This is a genomic window from Bizionia sp. M204 (assembly GCF_023205095.1).
Classification (GTDB): Bacteria; Bacteroidota; Bacteroidia; order Flavobacteriales; family Flavobacteriaceae; genus Algorimicrobium; species Algorimicrobium hallyeonense.
Window position 1 is genome coordinate 2496584 of record NZ_CP046242.1, and the last position, 21921, is coordinate 2518504.

A 21921-nucleotide genomic window follows, 5' to 3' on the forward strand; every position below is an offset into this window, starting at 1 on the left:
TTTAAATTAAATAAGATAAATTTAAGGAATAGTTACCTTTACACGAGTAATCCGTTTTTTATCTAAAGCTTCTATTATAAAAACGTAATTTCCGAAATATATTTTACTGCCCTGTTTGGGAAAACTTTTTGAGAATTCTAAAATAAAGCCAGCCAAGGTTTCCGCTTCCCCTTTTTCGTCTTCAAATAAGCTGTTATCTTCAACTTTTACAATTTTATAAAAATCCTTTAAAGCTGTTTTACCTTCAAAAACATAATTATTATTATCTAGTTTGGAGTAAATTAAGTCTTCATCATCAAACTCATCGCTAATATCACCCACAATTTCCTCAATAATATCTTCTAAAGAAATTAATCCCGAGGTGCCACCATATTCATCAACTACAACAGCCAAGTGCACTTTCTTTTCTTGAAATTCCACCATTAAATCGTCCAACTTTTTATTTTCTGGAACAAAAAATGGCTCCCGTAACAAGCTGGTCCAATCAAATTGCTTTCGGTCTAAAAATGGTAATAAATCTTTTACATAGAGAATCCCTTTTATTTTATCAATATTTTCCTCAAAAACAGGGATTCGGGAATAACCATTACTCACAATTTCTGGAATAATTTCTAAATATTTCTGGTTGACATTTAATGCAAAAATATCAATACGTGGTCTCATAACCTGCTTGGTATCTGTATTCCCGAAGGATACAATACCTTTTAAAATTTTGTGTTCTTCTTTGGTGGTATCTGCCTCGCTTGTTAAATCCAAGGCTTGCGATAGTTGATCTACACTTAAATTAGATTTCTGCTTACCTAATTTACTGTGAATTCCTAACGTGATACTGCGCATTGGCAAGCTCAATGGTGAAAAAATTACATCTAAAACTCGTAATGGATAAGCCATAAAAATGGCGAATTTCATTCGGTTTCTACTTGCGTAAATTTTCGGTAAAATTTCACCAAATAGTAAAATTAAAAAAGTGATAACAACCACTTCTACCAAAAACTTTACAATCGGTATTTGAATGCTTTTAAAGATAAATTGCCCCAAATAGGCAAAGAGAATTACTATACCAATATTAATGAAGTTGTTGGCCACCAAAATAGTTGCCAACAGTTTTTTAGGACGCTCCAATAGCTTAACAATAATATTGACAGCTGTTGTGTTTGTTTGCGATTCGTCTTCAATATCGGTTCTGGTTAATGAAAACAATGCTACTTCTGCTCCTGAAATTAAGGCGGAACAAAGCAATAACACAAATAGGAGTGCTATTCCTAAAAATATGGAATAATCAACGGAGATAATTAACGATAAAAAACTGGGAGGTTCTAGGTCCAATGATAGTTGGTTTTAATGACGTTTAAAATGGCAAATCGTCTTCCGGCATATCTACTTCCGGCTTGGGAGTAATAGGCTCTTGACGTGGTTGTGCACTTTGTGTTTGTTGTTGTTGTGGCTGACTGGATGGCGAACTTCCACTTTCGCCTTTGGTTGTTAAAAACGTAAAATCTGTACATTGTATTTCAGTAGAGTACCGATCATTTCCTGTATCATCTTGCCATTTTCTTGTTTTTATACGACCTTCAATATATACTTTATCGCCTTTGCTTAAATATTTTTCGCAAACTTCAGCGGCTTTATTTCTAACTACAATATTGTGCCATTCGGTGTTTGTTACACGTTCATTGGTTTGTTTACTGGTATACGTCTCGTTTGTAGCCAACGGAAAACGGCCAATACAGCCACCACCTTCAAAGTAATGCATCTTTACTTCATCTCCCAAATGCCCAATTAGCATAACTTTATTTAATGTTCCTGACATGATTCTTTATTTATTTGGCAAAATTACGCTTTTGCTATTCATAAACTTAAATTTAGTAAAAAAATATGAGCTCCCTAAATTTCAGATTGAAAATTGAAAACATCAATAAAGTTTTTAATCAAAATAGGAACGGCATAGTTTTCAATTTCTGAAATGGGAATACCTATTTTTGGCAAATTGGTAGTTTGTATAATCCAAAACTTGGTATGTAAATGCTGATGTGACAATTTATGAATAATATCAACCGGATTATATAAGGTTACTTTCACAACCGAATCATCCGGATTTAATTGCTGTAAAAAATCGGCTTCATCTAAACTATGTTTAGATTCTAATAGCGGAAATTGATAGAGATTTTGCCAGATGCCTTTTCCTTTTCGCTTTTCTAGTATCGTATACCCACCATCCGTTACATAAACCAAAAAATTAAAGAACTTGTTTTTAGGTTTGTTGTTTTTAATTTTAACAGGCAGGACGTTTACCTCGTTTTCCCTAAACGCCACACAACTTTCTCTTAAAGGACAAACCGAACAGTCCGGACTACTAGGTTTGCATTGTATGGCGCCAAATTCCATGATGGCTTGATTAAAATTGGCTGGGTTTTTAGCATCAATAAGATCCATTGCCAAGGCTTTAAACACCTTGTTACCTTGCGTACTATTAATAGGAGTATGTATTCCATAAAATCTGGCAAGCACACGATATACATTACCGTCTACAACAGCAGCCACCTCATTAAAACAAAAGGAGGCAATGGCACTGGCTGTATAATCGCCAACTCCTTTTAGTTTTAGTAAATCCTTATAGGTATTAGGGAAATTTCCATGTAACTCATAAGCCACATACTTGGCTGTAGCATGTAAATTTCTAGCTCGTGAATAGTAACCCAATCCTTGCCAAAGTTTTAAAACAGCCTCTTCATGAGCATTTGCAAGATTGAAAACTGTAGGATATTGCGACACAAAGGCTTCGTAATAAGGCAGACCTTGCTTGATTTGGGTTTGTTGCAAAATAATTTCGGATAACCATATATAGTATGGGTTCTTGGTATTTCGCCACGGCAAATCACGCTTATTTATTGAATACCAATTTGTTAAAGTTTTTGTAAAATGCATTGAAGTAGGTTGCTAACGGCAAAAGTAAAGGTTTATATTCTTAAATTTTAATGAATTAGGTTTGAAATATTGAATTTTAAATTCCTATATTTGCATCCCTTATTAGATTAATAGCAAACAATAAAATAATTAACATGACAAAAGCTGATTTAGTAGCAAAAATTTCTGAAAAATTAGGAATTGAAAAAGGCGATGTACAGGCAACTGTTGAAACATTTATGGAGGAAGTGAAAACTTCATTAGAGAGTGGAGATAACGTTTATTTAAGAGGATTTGGTAGCTTTATTATTAAAACTAGAGCTGAAAAAACTGGAAGAAATATATCTAAAAATACAACTATCAAAATACCTGCTCATAATATTCCTGCATTTAAACCTGCAAAAGTATTTGTAGAAGGTGTTAAAACGAATGTTGACGTCAAGTAAAAACATTAAATTATTAACTTAAAACAAGTAACTTATGCCAAGTGGTAAAAAGAGAAAGAGACACAAGGTAGCAACGCATAAGCGTAAAAAAAGAAGACGCGCTAACCGTCACAAAAAGAAGAAGTAAGCTTAAAAAGTAGTTATTTAACTACTTTTTTGGTTTTTACAACAAAGAGTTCTTTGAAATTGAGTTTCGCTTTATATAAAGGTTTTATATATCGAGTTGCTCTTCGGATTTAAAAAAATCCTGTGAGATACCTTAACTATATTCCGTGTAAAAACGGATTATAGTTTGGGTGTTCTTTCTATTGTTTGTAATGAACAGTAGAAAAAATAGTATTAATCCATCTGTCATACCATTGGTATGGTAGATAAAAATTAACAAAATGGATAAAGAATTAATTATTCGGTCTGGTTCAGACGCTGTTGATTTTGCCTTATTAAAAGATGGAAGACTAGTTGAATTACAGAAAGATGAAGGCGGTAATAACTTTTCCGTTGGCGATGTGTTTATTGCCAAAATACGAAAAGCTGTTCCGGGTTTAAATGCTGCGTTTGTAAATGTAGGCTACGAAAAAGATGCCTTTTTACATTATCATGATTTAGGACCCAAACTCCCTTCCCTTTTAAAATTCACAAAACGTGTAAGCACAGGTAAACTAAAAGACTATTCTTTAAAGAATTTCCCATTTGAAAAAGATATTGATAAAGACGGCAAAATTACGGACGTTTTAAAATCAAATCAATCTACATTAGTACAAATAGTAAAAGAGCCAATTTCCACTAAAGGACCACGGATTAGTTCCGAGTTATCCATAGCTGGCAGATACATTGTTTTGGTGCCTTTTTCTGATCGTATTTCTATTTCACAAAAGATAGAGGACAAAGAAGAAAAAGACCGCTTAAAACGCCTTGTAAAGAGTATTACTCCCCAAGGTTTTGGCGTTATTGTTCGTACAGTAGCAGAAGGCAAAAAAGTAGCAGAGCTAGATAAAGATTTACAAAATTTGCTTGGTCGTTGGACCGCAATGTGTAAAAAACTAGACAAAGCACACCACCCAAGTAAGGTACTTGGCGAATTGAATAAAGCTTCATCAATATTACGTGATATTTTTAACGATACGTTTACCAATATCCATGTAGATGATGAAGAACTTTACATTCAAATTAAAGATTATGTGCAAGAAATTGCACCAAAAAAAGAATCAATTGTGAAATTATATCAATCCAATGTTCCCATTTTTGAGAAATTTGGTGTAGAAAGACAGATTAAAACATCCTTCGGGAAAACTGTTTCTATGTCCAAAGGCGCTTATTTGGTAATAGAACACACTGAAGCTTTACACGTTATTGATGTAAACAGTGGTAATCGTTCCAATAAAGCTAAAAATCAAGAGGATACAGCCTTGGAAGTTAATATGATATCTGCAACCGAAATTGCTAGACAACTTCGTTTACGTGATATGGGAGGCATTATCGTTATTGACTTCATTGATATGACGAAAGCAGAAAACAGAAAAACGCTTTACAATCATCTTCGTGATGAAATGAAAGATGACAGAGCGAAACACAAAATACTACCACCAAGTAAATTTGGTTTAGTACAAATTACAAGACAACGCGTACGTCCAGAAATGAACATTAAAACGCGAGAGGAAAATCCGGATTCCTTTAATGGAGCCGATGTTGAAGCACCAATAGGTATTGTGTCGAAAATTACTCACGATCTTGAACAATTATTAAAAAAAGACTATACAAAGGTGACCTTAAACACACATCCTTTTATAGCAGCCTTTTTAACCAAAGGTATTCCATCAATACGTTCAAAATGGTTTTTTGAACATAAAAAATGGGTCAAAATATTACCAAGAGATGCTTACACATACTTAGAGTACCACTTTTTTGATAAAGATGGTAAACAAATTAAATAATAACAAAGCTCCGAATTTTCTTCGGGGCTTTTTTTATGCGCAAACTTTAGGTACACTTAAAATAAAAAGCTTTTCGTATGAATTTTAATACCAGATGATGGTTGCATATTTACTAGTTGCATTACGGACTATAGGAAGCTAAATTTCAGTTTTACGCTTTAATTAAAGACCCTTTTATAATCTATAGTAAAATGCAAAAAATTGACATTAAACACGAAGAAAATAAAAAGCCTTGCTAAATTAATAGCAAGGCTTTTTTTTATAACTAATAATTAGTTTGCCTTATTCTTCAGAAGGATTTCCACTTACTATAATAAACTCTGAACGTCTATTTGTTTGATGTTCTGCTTCTGTACAATTAGATTTACAATCTACTTTAGGCTCATTTTCACCTTTTCCTACTCCAGAAATTCTGGAAGCATCTATACCTTTAGAGATTACATATTGGACGGTAGATTTAGCACGTCTGTCTGATAATCTTTCATTGTATGAAGCTGGACCTCTATTATCTGTGTGAGATTCTGCCAAAATAATCATATTTGGATATTTCTTCATAACAGATACTAATTTATCCAATTCAAATGCCCCTTGTTGTGTAATATTAGATTTATCAAAATCGAATAATATTGGATTCAATACAACACGATCTAGCACAATAATTTTATCAATAGGATTTAAATTAAGGAGCAATAACGCTTCCTTATCCTTACTCCCTGCAAAGCTAATTGTATTACTTTCATAGCCTTCTAATACACCGGCAATTTCCAAAGTTTTATCGCAAGAAACAGTGTATTCTACTTTACCATTAGCATCTGATGTTTGCGTTGAAACCACACGTCCTGCAGCATCTCTAATTTTAACAGAAACGCCCGCTAAAGGATTACTAGTATCATTATCTACTACGGTTGTAATTACATTTACATTACATGGTACTAGGCGTTTTATTGCATATATATCATCGCCACCTTTTCCTCCAGAACGATTAGAAGACACAAAGCCTTCTCCTGTTTCCTCGTTTACAGTGAACGCAAAGTCATCTACATTACTGTTTACGGGAACACCTACGTTTACAGCTTCACCCGCTTCTGACATATAAAATACGTCTAAACCACCTAGTCCTAAGTGACCATCTGAAGAGAAGTATAATGTTCCGTTAGAACTTGAAAATGGGAATTTTTCGTTTCCTTCTGTATTTACTTTGTCTCCTAAATTTACTGGTTCTCCAACTGTACCGTCTTCATTTACTGGTGCTTTGTACAGGTCAAATAATCCAAGACCTCCTGGCATATCTGATTGGAAATATAACGTTTTGCCATCTGCACTTAAAGCAGGACTATTTACATTGTAGCTAGAATTATTTAAAGAAAGCGACTCAACATTTCGCCATTTATCACCATCTCTATTTGCTTTGTATATATGTAGAACACTGAATTTTGTATTAGAGATTGAATCTTTTTCATATTCGCCTTCAAAGAAACTCTCACGCGCAAAATACATGGTATTTCCATCCGGACTAAATGTTACAGTCCCTTCATGGTATTTTGTATTAATATCTCCTTTTACGGGGTCAGCTTCTTGATATGTACCATCTGTAAGAATATTTGAAACGTAAACATCTAAAAATGGTTGGTCATTCCATCCGTAGTTACGTCTAGCATTATTTCTAGCTGTTGTAAAATACAATTGACTATTATAAACTGCGCCTCCAAAATCTGAATTTTCAGTATTAATTTCTAAATTTTGAATAGTATACTCTTTTGCTTTTTCCAATATTAATGGTAAATAATCAGGATTTGCTTTAAACGCTTTTGCACGGTCATCTCTTGGTTTTAATTGAGCAAAACGCGCCATTTGTGCATTGGCTTCTTGGTACTTTTCATTTGCTTTAAGCATTTGAGCGTATTTGTAAACCATTTCAGCATTATCTGATGATTCTAAAGCTTTGGCATACCAGCGTTCCGCTTCAACTGTATTGAAAATATTATAATTAGCTTCTCCTAATTGTGAATAGACATAGGTGTCTCCTTCGCCGTTTTCAACCAGTTTATTGTAACCTGCAATAGCTTGAACAAACTCGAATTTAGCAAAATGCTTATCAGCAGATTCCGTAGCTTTATTTTGAGCAGTCGCACTTAAACTACTCATGACTATAAGTGCTATAAATATTTTAATGTTTTTCATTATGTTTAGCTTAAGTGATTAGAAATAACGTGGTGAACGCGATACTTTTTTGGTGAAACTGAAATCGAAGTTAATAAATATCTCATGTGATGATGATGTTGCATAACTTAAATCTGATTGCACACTATCATAAGCATAACCAATTCTTAAATTAGGAGATACCATAAAGTTAATCATTCCCGTAAAAGAATCCTCTAAACGATATCCTGCTCCAATTTCCACAATATTAAACATGAAAAGGTTTGCATTTACATCAAAACTGATAGGCGCATCAAACGCCATTTTCATCATACCGTGAGGTTTTAATGCGAAATTATCAGATAAATTAAATACATACCCTGCTCCAGCAAATAAGTGTTGTGTTTCAGATCCAACTTTAACACCGTTTGTAGCATCTAAATGCACGGAGTTAAGCATATTTGGCATAGAAACCGACACATAATATTTGTTTGGTTTGTAGAAATAAACACCGGCACCCACGTTTGGTGTGGCGCCATCCACATCTTCTTGAAGGAAGGGATCATTCATATCTATGACGTCCAAATCCACCAATCCAACTTTGTGAAAGGTTGCACCTGCTTTAACACCAAAGGCTAATTTGTTATCACCTCCTAATGGTAAGGTATATGAGAAATCAGCATAGACGTTATTTTCTCTAACTGGTCCAATTTCATCATTAATAAAGGATAAACCGAGACCTACGCGCTTTCCAACTGGCGCACTAATAGAGAGTGTTCCAGTATTAGGCGAACCTTCTAACCCAACCCATTGGCTTCTGTAAAGAGCACCAATAGCAATTCCTTCAAAGGAACCGGCATAAGCTGGGTTTATCACGTTCATATTATACATATACTGCGTGTACTGCGGGTCTTGTTGTGCATGCATAAAGGATGCTGACAATAAGAATACGAAAATTATATATAGTTTTTTCATTATTAAATTTTGGTTGCGTTCGTTTACTTGTTGATATATACCCATGATGATTTCACTTTACCATTTTGATATTTCATGATATAATAATAAGTTCCTACCGGTAATTCATCACCGTTATCGGCAACTCCTCTAAACTGGTCTGTATAAATTCCATTTTTATGGCTAAATACTTTAACACCATGACGGTTGAATATTTCTAAACTACTCACATCATAACCACTTAGATCAAACGTATCGTTTACGCCATCATCATTTGGTGTGATAACCTGCGGAATAACCTGCACCAAACATTCATCTGTAATAAATGTTACTTCAGATGATACGGGACAAGGTCCAGTTGTAGTATACGCAATTGTATACGACGTGTTTGTTTCAGCATTTTGGACTTCTCCCGTTGTTACATTTATGGTTGCACCATCGTTTGGAATCGGGTTAAAAGTAAATGTACCTCCCGTATCTCCTAAAATACTTATAGTTGCTCCTTCGCATGATATTGCAACCACGCTAAATGAAGCGTCTTCTTCTGCCGGAATGGTTATTGTTTCCGATGCCGTTGTTGGACAAGTACCTACCGTGGTATATTCAACCGTATAACTACTTCCTGATACTACATTCATAATCTCACCTGAACCTGGGTCTATAGTTGCTCCATCTGTTGGTAAAGGATTAAATGTAAATGTTCCTCCTGTATCACCTGTTAGAACAGCGGTAGCACCATCACAATTTACTGTCATTGTAAATGAAGCATCACCTCCTGGCAGCACTGTTACTGTTTGTGTTTCTGTTTCTGCACAAACTCCAGACGTTGAATATACTACTGTATACGTAGTACCACCGGTACCATTCGAGATTTCTCCTGTGGTTGCATTTATAGTTGCACCATCCGTTGGTACTGGGTCGAAGGTAAATGTTCCTCCTGCGTCACCATCTATAGTTGCTACGGCTCCATCACAATTAGCAGTTAAGGTAAAGGATGCATCACCAACCGTTGGCAAGGTTATTGTTTCTGAAGTTGTTGCTTCACAACTAACATCACCTACTGTATACTCTATGGTATAAGAAGATCCAGGAACACCATTTGTAATTTCACCGGTATTCATGTCTAATACCGCACCATCCGTTGGTACTGGATTAAATGTGAATACACCACCTGAATCACCAGTTACATTGGCTGTTGCACCTGTACACGATGTTGTCATTTCAAATGCTGCATCTGCTATTAACGGAATACTTATTGTTTGCGTTGCTGTCTCTGGGCAGTCGCCTACTGTTGTGTATTCTACCGTGTAACTTGCACCTGCTACAACATTCGTAATTTCACCAGAAGCGGAATCAATGGTTGCACCATCGGTTGGCACTGGATTGAATGTGAATACACCTCCAGTATCTCCCGTTACAGTTGCTGTTGCACTTACGCAATCTGCTGAAAGCGTAAAAGATGGGTCGCTTGGTAATAATACGGTTACAGTTTCTGTTCTCGTAACAGGACAGGTTCCAGAAATAGTATATTCAACAGTATAGGTATTACCACTAACACCGTTAGAAATTTCACCTGTTGTACTGTCTATTGTTGCGCCATCTGCAGGTTCTGGATTAAAAACAAACGTACCTCCGCTATCACCATCAATTGTAGTAATAGCACCGTCACATGTTGCGGTTAATGTGAAGGAAGGATCTCCTGCCGCTGGCAATGTTATAATTTCCGTAACAATAGCCGGACAACCAGCCTCTCCTACTGTATATTGTACATTATAAGTTGTTCCAGAGGTACCATTAGTAATCTCTCCGGTTGTTGGGTCAATAATAGCGCCATCCGTAGGTTCTGGGTTGAAAGCAAATGTTCCACCTGTATCTCCAAGAATAGTAGCAGTTGCTCCCGTACAGTCTAAATCCATTTCAAATGTTCCATCAGCTGTAGAAAGGTTGGTGTAAGTAACCTCAACTTCATCTACAACAGTAGCTTGACCACCCGTACATAAATCATATGTTACTTCAAAGGTATAAGTTGAATTTTGAGTTGGAGACACTGTTACGGTGTCTTCTGTCCCAATTACATTTCCTGCAGGGTCTACCCATTGTAATGCGTAATTTGGAACTCCTGACGGTGAAAACCTCCAAGATTCTTCTTGCGTCACTGTCCAAACACCCGTATTTCTACCTGGAGGTGTTGTAGCAGCGGTATCATCAACATTTTGCAATCCAATAACAGCTCTACCACCGTTCCAAGACGTACAAGTTGGCTTGCTTAATACATGAATATCAATATTATTTGATGATTCGTGAAGTATGATTTGAGATGTAGAGGTGTTTGAATTACATTGGCTACCAAAATGACAAACAGCATTATAGTTTACAACAAACTGTCTATAAGGTGCAGAACCTAAGACTACATAATCTATACTACCACAAACCGAAGGGTCTATATCATGACCTACGCCGAAAATATTTGCTTCTGTAATCGTTGCGTTTGTAGCATTTGGCAAAGTATCTCCAGCACCAAGTGCCCATCCATTAAATCCACCTGCATTCTCTACCTCAAAACTAATAACACCATTAGAGCCAATAATTACCTGGTCATAAACACCACCATAGAAACAGAAATCAAATCCAAGTTCTAAAACGTCAGACCATGTATCATCAACGTTTATACTTGTTGGTGTTGCGCCATCCACTGGAGGTGTTGGACAGGTATCAATAGCGTTTATTTCATAATTATTCGTGTCTTGACCATATAAATGGAAGTTTCCTGATAGTGTAACTTCTGGCGTATTACAATCTACACCCGTATCATCACCGGCAAAAACAATAGAGCACGGATTTGGTGGTGGTGGACATATAAACGCTAATGGGTTACTTATAACTGTACAGTTAGGATCGTTTGTATTAGCAACTGTAACAACTACATTTGTACCAGCTGTATATGGACCAAAGTTTAAAATTCCTGTTTCTGTAACCACAACTGGAGCACTACCCTGATTATCAGTTAGTGTTAAGCTCGTTGCATCTCCTAAATCTGTAATATCTACTTCTACTTCAAAAACAGGGTTATTAGGATCTGTTATACAATCACCATTCACCACATCAAAACGTACCGTTTGTGGTAAACATGTTTGGCAATACACATCAAAATCCCAAGGTGTATAACCACTAGTTGAACAACTTCCGGAACCATCTGATTGAATGATTACGGTTAAGGTAGGTCCAGAGGTTGTAAAGGTTAAACCTGCTAAATTACCTGCGTTACCATATCCATTATAAAGTTCTGTACCATCCGAATCTAAAACAATTAATTCATCCCAAGTATTCTCAACCTGACCTGCGTTAAATTCTAATACTAACGGAAAACCTGTTGAACTTGCATAATTGAATTCGGTTGTATCATTTGCCGTGTAGCAATATGTTGTATTTAAAGGCACGCCAGATTCACAATCTACAATTTGGTTTGGATCTGGTCTTGTTGTAAAACTATATTCAGTACAATCTGCTGCCGAACCATTATCATTATAGGGTGTAATAGTTACATAAAAAGTTGTATCATAAGTTAACGTTCCTGGATCGTATGTTAAAACGTTACCAACATCAAAACTATCAAGGATATCAGTGCCTCCTGGAGTTGTGCCAATCGATAAGAAATAACCTGTAACGATAATAGAAGCTTGACTCCATGTTAAATCTGCATTTTCATCTACATCAACAGATGCATTTGCAGGTGCTAATAATACAGCATTACAATTAGGAACGGCTGTTGTATCAATACATGACACATCAAAATCCCATGGTGTTCTAGAGCCACTTTCACAACTTACAGAACCATCAGATTCATAGAACATTACTAATGAGTCTCCTGTAGAGTTTATTGATAACCCTGCTAAATCACCTCCATTATTACCTTCAAAAATGACCGTTCCATCGGCTTCTTCTATTCTAATATTATCACAACAAGATTCAATAGTTCCAGAGTTAAAGAACATATTTAAAGGGTTTCCATTTGAACTTTGGAAACTATATAACTCTATAAACGTGTTATTACCATTTTCATAACAGAAAACTGTATTAATTATTTCGGCATTCTCACAGTCTACAATTTGGAAAGGATCGTTTTTAACGGTAAAGCTTTCCTCTGTACAACCTGTTGCGTTTCCATTATCATTGTAAGGAATTATGGTTACATAATAAGTCGTTTCATACGTTAATGTTCCAGGGTCAAAGGTTAAAACATTTCCTACATCAACGCCATCTAAAACATCTGTTCCGCCTGGTGTAGTACCCATATTAATAATATAACCCGTAACAAAAACACTTGCTGGACTCCAAGTTAAATCGGCATTCTCATCTACACCAACCGCGCCGTTTAATGGAGCAGTCAGTTCAGCGTTACAATTTGGAACAACTGTAGTATCGACACAAGACACATCAAAATCCCATGGTGTTCTAGATCCACTTGCACAACTAACAGAACCATCAGCTTCGTAGAACATTACTAATCTATCTGTTATAGAAACAATAGATAATCCAGCTAAATCGCCTCCATTATTGCCTTCAAAAATAACAGTTCCATTCCCGTCTTGTATTCTAATATTATCACAGCAAGATTCAATAGTTCCTGAATTAAAGAACATGTTTAAAGGACTTCCGTCTGAACTTTGGAAACTAAAAATTTCCTGAAACGCATTATTCCCATTTTCGTAACAGAAAACCGTGTTTAAAATTTGATTTGCTGCACAATCAATAATCTGATTTGGATCTGGACGCACTGTAAAACTTTCCTCATTACAGTTTACCGCAGGTCCATTATCATTATAAGGCGTAATGGTTACATAATATGTTTGATCATAATCCAAGGTTCCTGGATCGTATGTTAAAACAGGACCTACATCCACATTATCTGCAATATCCGTTCCCCCAGGTGTAGTTCCCATAGTTACGGTATAACCCGTAACAAAAATGGTTGCAGGACTCCAGGTTAAATCCACATTTTCATTAACGCCAACTTCCCCATTTATTGGTGCTGTTAACGTAGCGTTACAATTTGGTATAGATGATGTATCAACACAGGCTACATCAAAATCCCAAGGATTGTTGGTACAGCTAATTCCGGAACCATCTGAAGTTACTCCTATTGTAATCGTATCGCCTGTTGATGTAAATATCAAACCGGCTAAATTCCCTCCGTTTCCGTAAGGAGTAGCTGCGTTTAAATTTGTAACACCGTCAGAATCTAAAACTATTAGTTCATCCCAGTTGTTTTCTGTACTACCAGAATTAAAAATCACCACTAAAGGCGAACCATCACTACTTACAAAACTAAATGTCGTTGTATCGTTATTTGTATAACAGAAAACCGTATTAATTGGAATTCCCGAACCACAATCTACCGGTGCATTTGGATCTGCTCCTGTTGTAAAAGATTGTACTGCACAACCTGTTGCGTCACCATTAGCATTAAAAGGCGTAATCGTTACATAATAAGTTGTTGAGTATTCTAAATCTGGTAAAGCAAAAGAAGTTGAAAGACCAACGCCTTGAGACGTCACGACATCATCTCCGCCTGGCGTAGTTCCCACCGCTAGGGTATAACCAGAAGGAATACCTGTAGCAGGTTGCCAACTTAAATCGGCTGTTATTGGAACTCCTGTTGCACCATTAGTTGGCGAAATTAAATTAGAACACGATGGTGGATCTACAACCACTTGTGATGCAGTAACATTATCTATATAGAAATAATAATTTCCAGAAAAATAAGTATTTTCAAATCTTAATTTGATATCAGAACCTGTAGGCACATTTGCGGCCGGTAGAACAAAACTTATATTAGCACAGGTATTTGCTGCCTGATGGTTAGAATCATCTATGGTACCCATATTGACCCATGTAGCTCCATTATTTGTGGAGTATTCCACATTGAGCTCTCCCCAACCAGGGTTAGTAGGATCGACAGCGGCTGACCAATCAACAATTTTATAATCAAAAGCTACTGTTAAATCTGTACCATTTGATTGACCAACTATATTAGGTGATATTAAATCATCTGTTAAGTTTTCTGGACTCAAATTGGCTCTTAAGGAAACAACACTACATGGTTGGAATACAGCTCCAGAGTAACCACTACCGGTCCATCCTGGAGGTAATGTAAGACCTGCATCGAAATTTTCAACTAATCCAATTTGGGAAAACCCACAAAAGGATATGATTCCAAAAAGAATTGAAAGGGTAATTTTTTTCATTGTTTAAATCTAAGTTAGTTAATCAATTGATTATCAACTTACAAATTAAAAACATACTCTTAATAGTTCCAGTTTTGAGGGGAAAAACAGACTATGTCAACTAATTTATAGTGTTGATCATTTCATAATATAATTTCTAAAATTATAAAAAAACTATGGCAAGAAATATTTAACATAAGGTTAATAGATTAAATACTTATTTTATCGGTGAATTGAAAAATACTTTAACGAAAAGCTGCAGTTCATCGATAATTTAACAGCTTTCTAAAAATTTAAGGCGCTGGATTTGGAAATATTTCATGAACAGCTTGAATAGAAGCTAACAAGCTGTCGTTTAATTCCATGTTAATACTATCAATATTCTCTTTTAGTTGATCCATATTGGTAGCGCCAATAATATTACTGGTTATAAAAGGTTGTTGTGTTACAAATGCCAAAGACATTTGCGCTAAACTTATGCGATTATCTTCCGCTATCTTTAAATAGTGCTTGGTTGCTTCGGTTGCTTGGTTACTACTGTAGCGCGCAAACCTTGAAAAAAGCTTTAAGCGTGCATTATCAGCAGCTTGATTTTTAATATATTTCCCTGATAACACGCCAAATGCCATGGGGGAATAAGCTAATAAACCTATATTCTCACGAATCGCTATTTCTGCCATATCACCTTCAAAAACACGGTTTAACAAGGAATAGGCATTTTGGATGGTAATCATTCTTGGTAAATTATGTTTTTTAGATTCTTCTAAAAAACGCATGGTTCCCCAAGCTTTTTCATTCGAAATTCCAACATGTCTTATTTTTCCAGATTTAATAAGACCTTGAAGCGTGTGTAAGATTTCATTAAAATTATCTTGCCACTGGTCTTCTAAATGGTGCTTGTAATCTCGAATCCCAAATGTATTAGTTTGGCGTTCTGGCCAATGCAATTGGTATAAATCTATATAATCTGTTTGTAAGCGCTTTAAACTCTGATTAACACCATCTACTAAAGCTTCTGGGCTAAATCCATTGGTTCTAATATGTGCTGTATAATCGCCAGGGCCAGCAATTTTAGAAGCTAATACAATCTTATCCCGATTTCCCGTTTTTTGAAACCAATTCCCAATGATACGTTCAGTTTCGGCATAGGTGCTTTGTTCCGCAGGAACTGGATATAGTTCGGCTGTATCAAAAAAATTAATTCCCTGATCCACCGCATAATCCATTTGCTCATGTCCTTCGGCTTGGGTATTTTGATTTCCCCAAGTCATAGTACCTAAACAGAGTTTACTAACTTTTATATCGGTTTGTGGTAAGGTTGTGTATTTCATCTTTAGTTCCTGTGAAAACAGGAGTCCTTTTTAATTAAACTTAATTTATTTGTCTATAAAAAACCTTTTAAAAATTTAAATGCTTATTAAGGCTTTCTTATTTTAGAGATTCCTGTATACGCAGAAATTGATTATATATCATTCAATAATTTAGAAATTTCATCCAATTTAGGTGTTAGAATCACTTCAATACGTCTGTTTTTAGCTTTACCTTCTGCTGTTTCATTACTTGCTATTGGCGCATATTCACCTCGGCCAGCAGCCGTTAAATTCTCTGGATTTATAGTAGCATTTTCACGTAATATATTTACAATAGCCGTTGCACGTTTGGTTGATAAATCCCAGTTGCCACTTAACTGACCATTTCCACTATACGGCACATTATCCGTATGACCTTCAATTAAAATGGCAATTTCCGGATTATCTGCCAATACAGAACCCAATTGGTTTACAGCTTGTTTCCCCTGTGTTCCAACGGCCCAACTTCCAGATTGAAATAATAATTTGTTTTCCATGGACACATACACTTTACCACCGCGTTGCTCAACGGTTAAACCTTTGCCTTCAAAATCCGTTAAGGCACTAGAAATAGCATCTTTTAAACGTTTCATATTGGCGTCTTTAGCAGCTATCATGCCTTCTAATTCTGCAACACGACTTGAGCGTTCTCCTAATTCTTTTTTCAACTTTTCTAAACGTGCATTTTCAGCAGCTAAAGCTTGTTCTTTAGCTTCCAATCTTGCTAATAATTCACGATTTTTTTTAGAGTTTTCAGCAATAGAAGCAGAACTATTTGTTTCCAGAGCGTCATAAGATGATTTCAAAACATCAAATTTAGATTTTAATCCATCGTAATCTTGTTGCAGTTTATCGCGTTGCGCAACGGTTTCATTATATTTTTTTTGAAGTGTTTCCAATTCATTCAACGCTTTGTTCTTTGCCGACGTCAAATCGTTATTATCCGCAGATAATTTACTATTCTGCTTTTTAAGTGTATTGTATTTACTTTCTAAATCTTTATATACTTTTGGAGACACACATGCTGTTGATAAGGCAAGCAAAAGAACCGATGCTATTAAATAATGTTTCATATGGTAATTTTTAAATTTGGGATTATTTTTCTAATTCTAATAAAATTGGACAGTGATCACTATGAACGGCATCCGTAAGGATAACGGCTCTTTTTATCTTTTCTTGTAAGGGTTCTGAAACCATAGCATAATCCAAACGCCAACCTTTGTTGTTTGCTCTGGAATTGGCACGATAACTCCACCAACTAAACACCTGTTTTTCAGGATGTAAATATCTGAATGAATCTATAAACCCGTTGTCTATAAAATTCCCCAACCATTCGCGTTCTTCTGGTAAAAATCCCGATACACCTTTCATTTTTGGATTATGAATATCAATTTCTTCATGACAGATATTATAATCGCCACATATAACAAGGTTTGGAATTTCTTTCCTTAAATTATCAATGTAGTAATGAAACATATCCATATAATCAAACTTATGCTGTAAACGTGCGTCATTAGTTCCAGATGGCAAATACAAACTCATCACGGAAACACCATTAAAATCAGCTCGAATATTCCGACCTTCAAAATCCATGGATTCTATTCCTGTTCCATATTCCACATGGTTTGGTTCGGTTTTACTTAATATAGCTACGCCACTATACCCTTTTTTTTGAGCCGAAAACCAATAGTGATAGGTATAACCAGCTTCTTCAAAAAGCTCCAAGTTTAATTGTTCTTTATTGGCTTTAATTTCTTGTAAACAGATAACATCTGGATCTGCAACAACTAACCAATCAATAAATCCTTTATTTAATGCGGCGCGAATACCGTTTACATTGTATGAAATAATCTTCATGAATCCCACTTTTTTTTAGCGCTAAAACTGCGCATTTATCGATGCTTTTAAAGGCATGCCGAATTAATTTCAGCTAAAATAAATAATGCGTTACTTTTACACTATTAATTTAATGCCGATTTAACAAAATCAATCAACAAAATAAATTCCTGATTCCACAGTTTTAGAAGGACATGAAATACTGTTTTACCTGTTTCGTTTTTTTTATCTGCTTTTGTGCTTTTGCGCAGGAGACAGATTCTAATTACAAATCAATAACAGTTGCAGTTAATGATTCCATAGTTATTGATAGTGTGAGTATTAATTCCAGTTTCTTTTCACTTAAAAAATTAGATGCGTCGTTTATTGATGAATCTTACTATGAAGTGGATTTTACCAAAGCCATTCTCAAACTCAAAAAACCCATTGAAGCAGATTCCATAGTCATCAATTACCTGTCATATCCTGAATTCTTAACAAAAACGTACCGCCAACTAGACGAGACTGTTATTTTGGCAAATACCAACAAGCAGCAACAATTATATAAGTTAAGTCAGCCAAGTGAAAAATCATCCTTCAAACCTTTTGACGGCCTAACAACAACCGGTAGTATTTCTCGAGGTGTGGTAATTGGAAACAACCAAAATTCGGTTTTAAACAGTGAATTAGATTTACAAATTACAGGTAAGTTAAATGATAAAGTATCACTTCGTGCATCCATTCAAGATGCCAATGTGCCACTTCAAGAATCGGGATATTCGCAACGCCTAGATGAGTTTGATCAGGTTTTTATTGAGTTGTTTAGTGATAATTGGAAAATTCGTGCTGGTGATGTTGATTTAGAAAACACCACGTCCTACTTTGGAAATTTCAGCAAGCGTGTTCAAGGTTTATCGGTAAACGCAAGATTAAATCATCCCGAATCTACCACCAACCTGTTTGCGGCTGGCGCTTTGGTACGTGGCCAATTTACAACCAGTCAATTTAATGCACAAGAAGGCAATCAAGGTCCTTATAAGTTAAAAGGCCCGAATGAAGAATTATACGTTTTAATCGTTTCTGGTAGTGAAACCGTTTATGTAAACGGGATTCCTTTGGAACGTGGCGAAAACAAAGATTATATTATTAATTATAATGCTGGCGAAATTATATTTAATCCAACCTTCCCCATTACTTCGGAAATGCGGATTACGGTGGATTACCAGTTTAGCGAACGTAATTATTCGCGATTAGTAGTTTATGGTGGTGGTAATTATGACAGCAAAAAGCTAAAACTTGGCGTGTCTATTTACAGCGAAAATGATTCTAAAAATAGCCCGCTGCAACAGAATCTTTCAGAAGAACAAGTAGAGATTTTAGTCAATGCTGGTGATGATAAAAGTTTAATGGTAGCGCCATCCAGCTCACCAGAAGCTTATAATGAAAACCGAATTTTATATAAAAAAGAAAGTATAAATGGTGTGGAGGCTTTTGTGTTTTCCAATAACCCAGACGACCAATTATTTAGCGTTCGGTTTACATTAGTTGGCGAAAACCAAGGAAATTATATTATTGATAACGAATTTAATGGCGAACAAATAAACGCCATTTCCACCATCTACAAATACGTGGAACCCATTGCTGGTGAACCACAAGGAAATTTTGAACCTATTATTCAGTTGGTTGCGCCTACCAAATTACAATTAGCCATTGTTAATGGTAGTTTTATTCCAACTGACAAAACCAATGTCGCTTTTGAATTGGCAGGAAGCAAAAACGACCTCAACTTATTTTCAGATCTTGATAATAACGATAATGATGGTTTTGCTGGTAAAATAAAAGTAGACCAAGCCATCATAAAAAAAGATAGTTTATGGAATTTAAATGCCATGGTGGACACAGATTATATTCAAGAAAATTTCCGTTCCATCCAACGTATTTACAATGCAGAATTTAATCGGGATTGGAATTTAGATCAAACAACCGGAAATCAAGCGGTCCAAGAACCAGGGAATCAGTTGTTTTTTAAAACAGGGTTGCGCACATTTCACGCTAAAAAAGGATTGGCAAGCTATCAATTTGAACATCTTAATTATGCCGATAATTTTAATGGAAATAGACATATTACCTTTGCCGATTTACGTTTATACAAATGGCATATACTTTCAAATTCCAGTTATTTAACAGCTAATTCTACAAATTCAACATCCAATTTTTTACGTTCTTTTAACCGTATTACCTATAGCTTAAATAAAGCTTGGGTTGGCACAAGATTAGCCATGGAGGACAATGAACAAAAAACTAAAATCACCAATGAGTATACTGCATTAAGTCAACGTTTTAAATCGTATGAAATCTTTTCAGGAATTGGGGATAGCACCAAAATATTTGCCGAAATTGGTTATAAATACCGAGTGAATGATAGCGTTAGGAGCGGAAACTTACAAAAAGTGAATACCTCAAACACCTTTTATATTGACTCCCGGATTATTCAAAATTCAAAAACCAATTTATCTATTTATGCCAATTACAGAACGTTAAAAGATGCTGAAAAAGAATCCAATGATGAAAACTCATTAAACTCCCGAATTATTTTCAGTCAGCGATTTTTTGAGCAACTTATTTATTGGAATACGGTTTTTGAAACGAATTCTGGAACGCTTCCGCAGCAGGAATTTACATACATTGAAGTGGAATCTGGACAAGGCGTTTACACGTGGATAGATTATAACAACAATGGCATTCAAGAATTAGAGGAGTTTGAAATCTCTCAATTCCCTGACGAGGCCGATTATATTCGGGTGCTTTTACCAAATCAAGTTTTTATAAAAACGCACCAAAATCGGTTGAGTCAACTACTTACACTTAATCCACAACAATGGATTAACAGTGAAGGCGGTTTTAAAAAATTCCTCTCCCGATTTCACAATCAAACCTCGTATTTAGTAGATAGAAAAGAAAGACGCTCTGGTAGCGATTTTAATTTAAATCCGTTTGAAGGTAAAGAAGCAGATCAATTAGCGCTGCAACTAAATTTCAGAAATATTTTATTTTTCAATCGTGGCAAACAACGTTACACCACGTCTTACACCTACTTAAGTAACAAATCACAAAACACCTTGTCTTTTGGTTTTATTGAAAACGATTTACAGAGTCACAAGCTGCAATTTACACACAAATTTGCCACAAGTTGGTTGGCTAATTTAGAATCGAGCTTTAATAACAATGTAAGTATTAGCGAGAATTATGCGAGTAAAAATTTCGATATAAATGAATCTAACATCACCCCGAAAATCTCCTACCTATTAAATGATAACACACGTTTTGATGTGTTTTATCAATATACAAGCAAAGAAAATACCATTGGTAATTTTGAAACATTGAAGCAGCAAAAATATGGTGCAGCTTTCACTTTTGCCAATTATCAAAAAGCAGCTATTAGTGGTGAGTTTAATTATTTTGACAATAATTTTTCTGGTAGTGTAAACACAGCCGTAGCTTACCAAATGATGGAAGGCTTACAACCTGGAAAAAATTATACGTGGAGTATTTTAGCACAAAAAAAACTGACTAGCTTTTTAGATTTGAACCTTACGTACTACGGCAGAAAAAGTGAAACAAGCAAAGTAATTCACACAGGAAACGTACAATTAAAGGCCTATTTTTAAGTCTTGTAACAGTTGTTACACAATAGCTCAAAAAATTTCGTACTTTTGTTTTGTATGCAAAAACTTGTTGCCATATCATTTTCATTTTTAGTTCTTTTTCAGAGCTTTAATATTTCTTTTGAAGATTTCTCGCGTTTTCGCGTCTTGCTAGATCATGCAGAATATCATCAAGAGCAGTATGGCGATTCATTTTTTGAATTTTTGGCAGAACATTATGGTGATGCCACATTCCATCCAGCAAGCTCTCACAAAGAGCATGAAGATTTACCATTCAAAGAACATCATCAAGCTTGTGTTCATAGCGCCATGGTTTTTACTTTAAATATTCAAGATTACCTCATTTCTCACGAGCCTTTTGTGGAAATCCCTATTAATTCGCATTACCAAGAATCCATTTCTTTATTTGAAAAACAAGCCGTTTTTCAACCACCCAAATTAGCATAATTCCGTTTTATCTTTTTTTAATCACTAGCAATCCTGCTTTGGATAGC

The 21921-nt window shown here is 35.4% G+C and carries 13 protein-coding genes; 4 read left to right on the forward strand and 9 right to left on the reverse strand.

All coding sequences use genetic code 11. From position 1 onward, the window contains the following. Nucleotides 1-21: 21 nt before the first annotated feature. The 3 genes from GMA17_RS11655 to mutY form a co-directional block, all read right to left on the reverse strand. Entirely contained in the window at nucleotides 22-1326 is a 1305-nt protein-coding gene (locus tag GMA17_RS11655; protein ID WP_248396362.1) for a gliding motility-associated protein GldE, read from the reverse strand. Between the two features lie 22 nt (nucleotides 1327-1348). After that, the gene (locus GMA17_RS11660) at nucleotides 1349-1810 is read right to left on the reverse strand and encodes a single-stranded DNA-binding protein (protein ID WP_248396364.1); all 462 of its coding nucleotides are present in this window, start codon (nucleotides 1808-1810) and stop codon (nucleotides 1349-1351) included. A 74-nt stretch (nucleotides 1811-1884) separates the two neighbouring features. Further along, a complete protein-coding gene (gene mutY / locus GMA17_RS11665; protein WP_248396366.1) occupies nucleotides 1885-2925 on the reverse strand; it encodes an A/G-specific adenine glycosylase in 1041 nt (346 codons plus the stop codon). Between the two features lie 134 nt (nucleotides 2926-3059). Here mutY and GMA17_RS11670 point away from each other — a divergent pair, with 134 nt between their 5' ends. Then, nucleotides 3060-3350: an HU family DNA-binding protein gene (locus GMA17_RS11670; RefSeq protein ID WP_019386001.1), complete on the forward strand. Its 291-nt coding sequence runs from the start codon at nucleotides 3060-3062 to the stop codon at nucleotides 3348-3350. Between the two features lie 386 nt (nucleotides 3351-3736). Further along, nucleotides 3737-5281, forward strand: a complete 1545-nt coding sequence (locus GMA17_RS11675; RefSeq protein WP_248396368.1) for a ribonuclease E/G — start codon at nucleotides 3737-3739, stop codon at nucleotides 5279-5281. A 282-nt stretch (nucleotides 5282-5563) separates the two neighbouring features. Here the strand turns inward: GMA17_RS11675 and GMA17_RS11680 are convergent, their stop codons facing one another. The 6 genes from GMA17_RS11680 to GMA17_RS11705 form a co-directional block, all read right to left on the reverse strand. Further along, complete coding sequence (locus GMA17_RS11680) at nucleotides 5564-7462, reverse strand: OmpA family protein (protein ID WP_248396370.1); 1899 nt, start codon at nucleotides 7460-7462, stop codon at nucleotides 5564-5566. A gap of 18 nt (nucleotides 7463-7480) precedes the next feature. Beyond that, on the reverse strand, nucleotides 7481-8395 hold the full coding sequence (locus tag GMA17_RS11685) for a type IX secretion system membrane protein PorP/SprF (RefSeq protein WP_248396372.1): 915 nt from the start codon (nucleotides 8393-8395) through the stop codon (nucleotides 7481-7483). 23 nt (nucleotides 8396-8418) lie between these two features. After that, nucleotides 8419-14619, reverse strand: coding sequence for a gliding motility-associated C-terminal domain-containing protein (locus GMA17_RS11690; protein WP_248396374.1), 6201 nt, complete (start codon nucleotides 14617-14619; stop codon nucleotides 8419-8421). 272 nt (nucleotides 14620-14891) lie between these two features. Next, complete coding sequence (locus GMA17_RS11695; protein ID WP_248396376.1) at nucleotides 14892-15929, reverse strand: aldo/keto reductase; 1038 nt, start codon at nucleotides 15927-15929, stop codon at nucleotides 14892-14894. A gap of 131 nt (nucleotides 15930-16060) precedes the next feature. Next, nucleotides 16061-17020: an OmpA family protein gene (locus GMA17_RS11700; RefSeq protein ID WP_248396378.1), complete on the reverse strand. Its 960-nt coding sequence runs from the start codon at nucleotides 17018-17020 to the stop codon at nucleotides 16061-16063. Nucleotides 17021-17042: 22 nt separating this feature from the next. Then, nucleotides 17043-17804, reverse strand: a complete 762-nt coding sequence (locus GMA17_RS11705) for an exodeoxyribonuclease III (protein ID WP_248396381.1) — start codon at nucleotides 17802-17804, stop codon at nucleotides 17043-17045. Between the two features lie 173 nt (nucleotides 17805-17977). On the opposite strand from GMA17_RS11705, the gene GMA17_RS11710 reads away from it, so the two are divergent. Beyond that, a complete protein-coding gene (locus GMA17_RS11710) occupies nucleotides 17978-21430 on the forward strand; it encodes a hypothetical protein (RefSeq protein ID WP_248396383.1) in 3453 nt (1150 codons plus the stop codon). Between the two features lie 54 nt (nucleotides 21431-21484). Continuing rightward, on the forward strand, nucleotides 21485-21874 hold the full coding sequence (locus tag GMA17_RS11715) for a hypothetical protein (RefSeq protein ID WP_248396384.1): 390 nt from the start codon (nucleotides 21485-21487) through the stop codon (nucleotides 21872-21874). Nucleotides 21875-21921 lie beyond the last annotated feature (47 nt).

Excerpts from the sequence above, each read along its gene's own strand:
- GMA17_RS11660 (WP_248396364.1), bottom strand. The coding sequence starts at position 1,810 with ATGTCAGGAACATTAAATAAAGTTATGCTAATTGGGCATTTGGGAGAT.
- mutY (WP_248396366.1), bottom strand. The coding sequence starts at position 2,925 with ATGCATTTTACAAAAACTTTAACAAATTGGTATTCAATAAATAAGCGT.
- GMA17_RS11670 (WP_019386001.1), top strand. The coding sequence starts at position 3,060 with ATGACAAAAGCTGATTTAGTAGCAAAAATTTCTGAAAAATTAGGAATT.
- GMA17_RS11675 (WP_248396368.1), top strand. The coding sequence starts at position 3,737 with ATGGATAAAGAATTAATTATTCGGTCTGGTTCAGACGCTGTTGATTTT.
- GMA17_RS11680 (WP_248396370.1), bottom strand. The coding sequence starts at position 7,462 with ATGAAAAACATTAAAATATTTATAGCACTTATAGTCATGAGTAGTTTA.
- GMA17_RS11685 (WP_248396372.1), bottom strand. The coding sequence starts at position 8,395 with ATGAAAAAACTATATATAATTTTCGTATTCTTATTGTCAGCATCCTTT.
- GMA17_RS11690 (WP_248396374.1), bottom strand. The coding sequence starts at position 14,619 with ATGAAAAAAATTACCCTTTCAATTCTTTTTGGAATCATATCCTTTTGT.
- GMA17_RS11695 (WP_248396376.1), bottom strand. The coding sequence starts at position 15,929 with ATGAAATACACAACCTTACCACAAACCGATATAAAAGTTAGTAAACTC.
- GMA17_RS11700 (WP_248396378.1), bottom strand. The coding sequence starts at position 17,020 with ATGAAACATTATTTAATAGCATCGGTTCTTTTGCTTGCCTTATCAACA.
- GMA17_RS11705 (WP_248396381.1), bottom strand. The coding sequence starts at position 17,804 with ATGAAGATTATTTCATACAATGTAAACGGTATTCGCGCCGCATTAAAT.
- GMA17_RS11710 (WP_248396383.1), top strand. The coding sequence starts at position 17,978 with ATGAAATACTGTTTTACCTGTTTCGTTTTTTTTATCTGCTTTTGTGCT.
- GMA17_RS11715 (WP_248396384.1), top strand. The coding sequence starts at position 21,485 with ATGCAAAAACTTGTTGCCATATCATTTTCATTTTTAGTTCTTTTTCAG.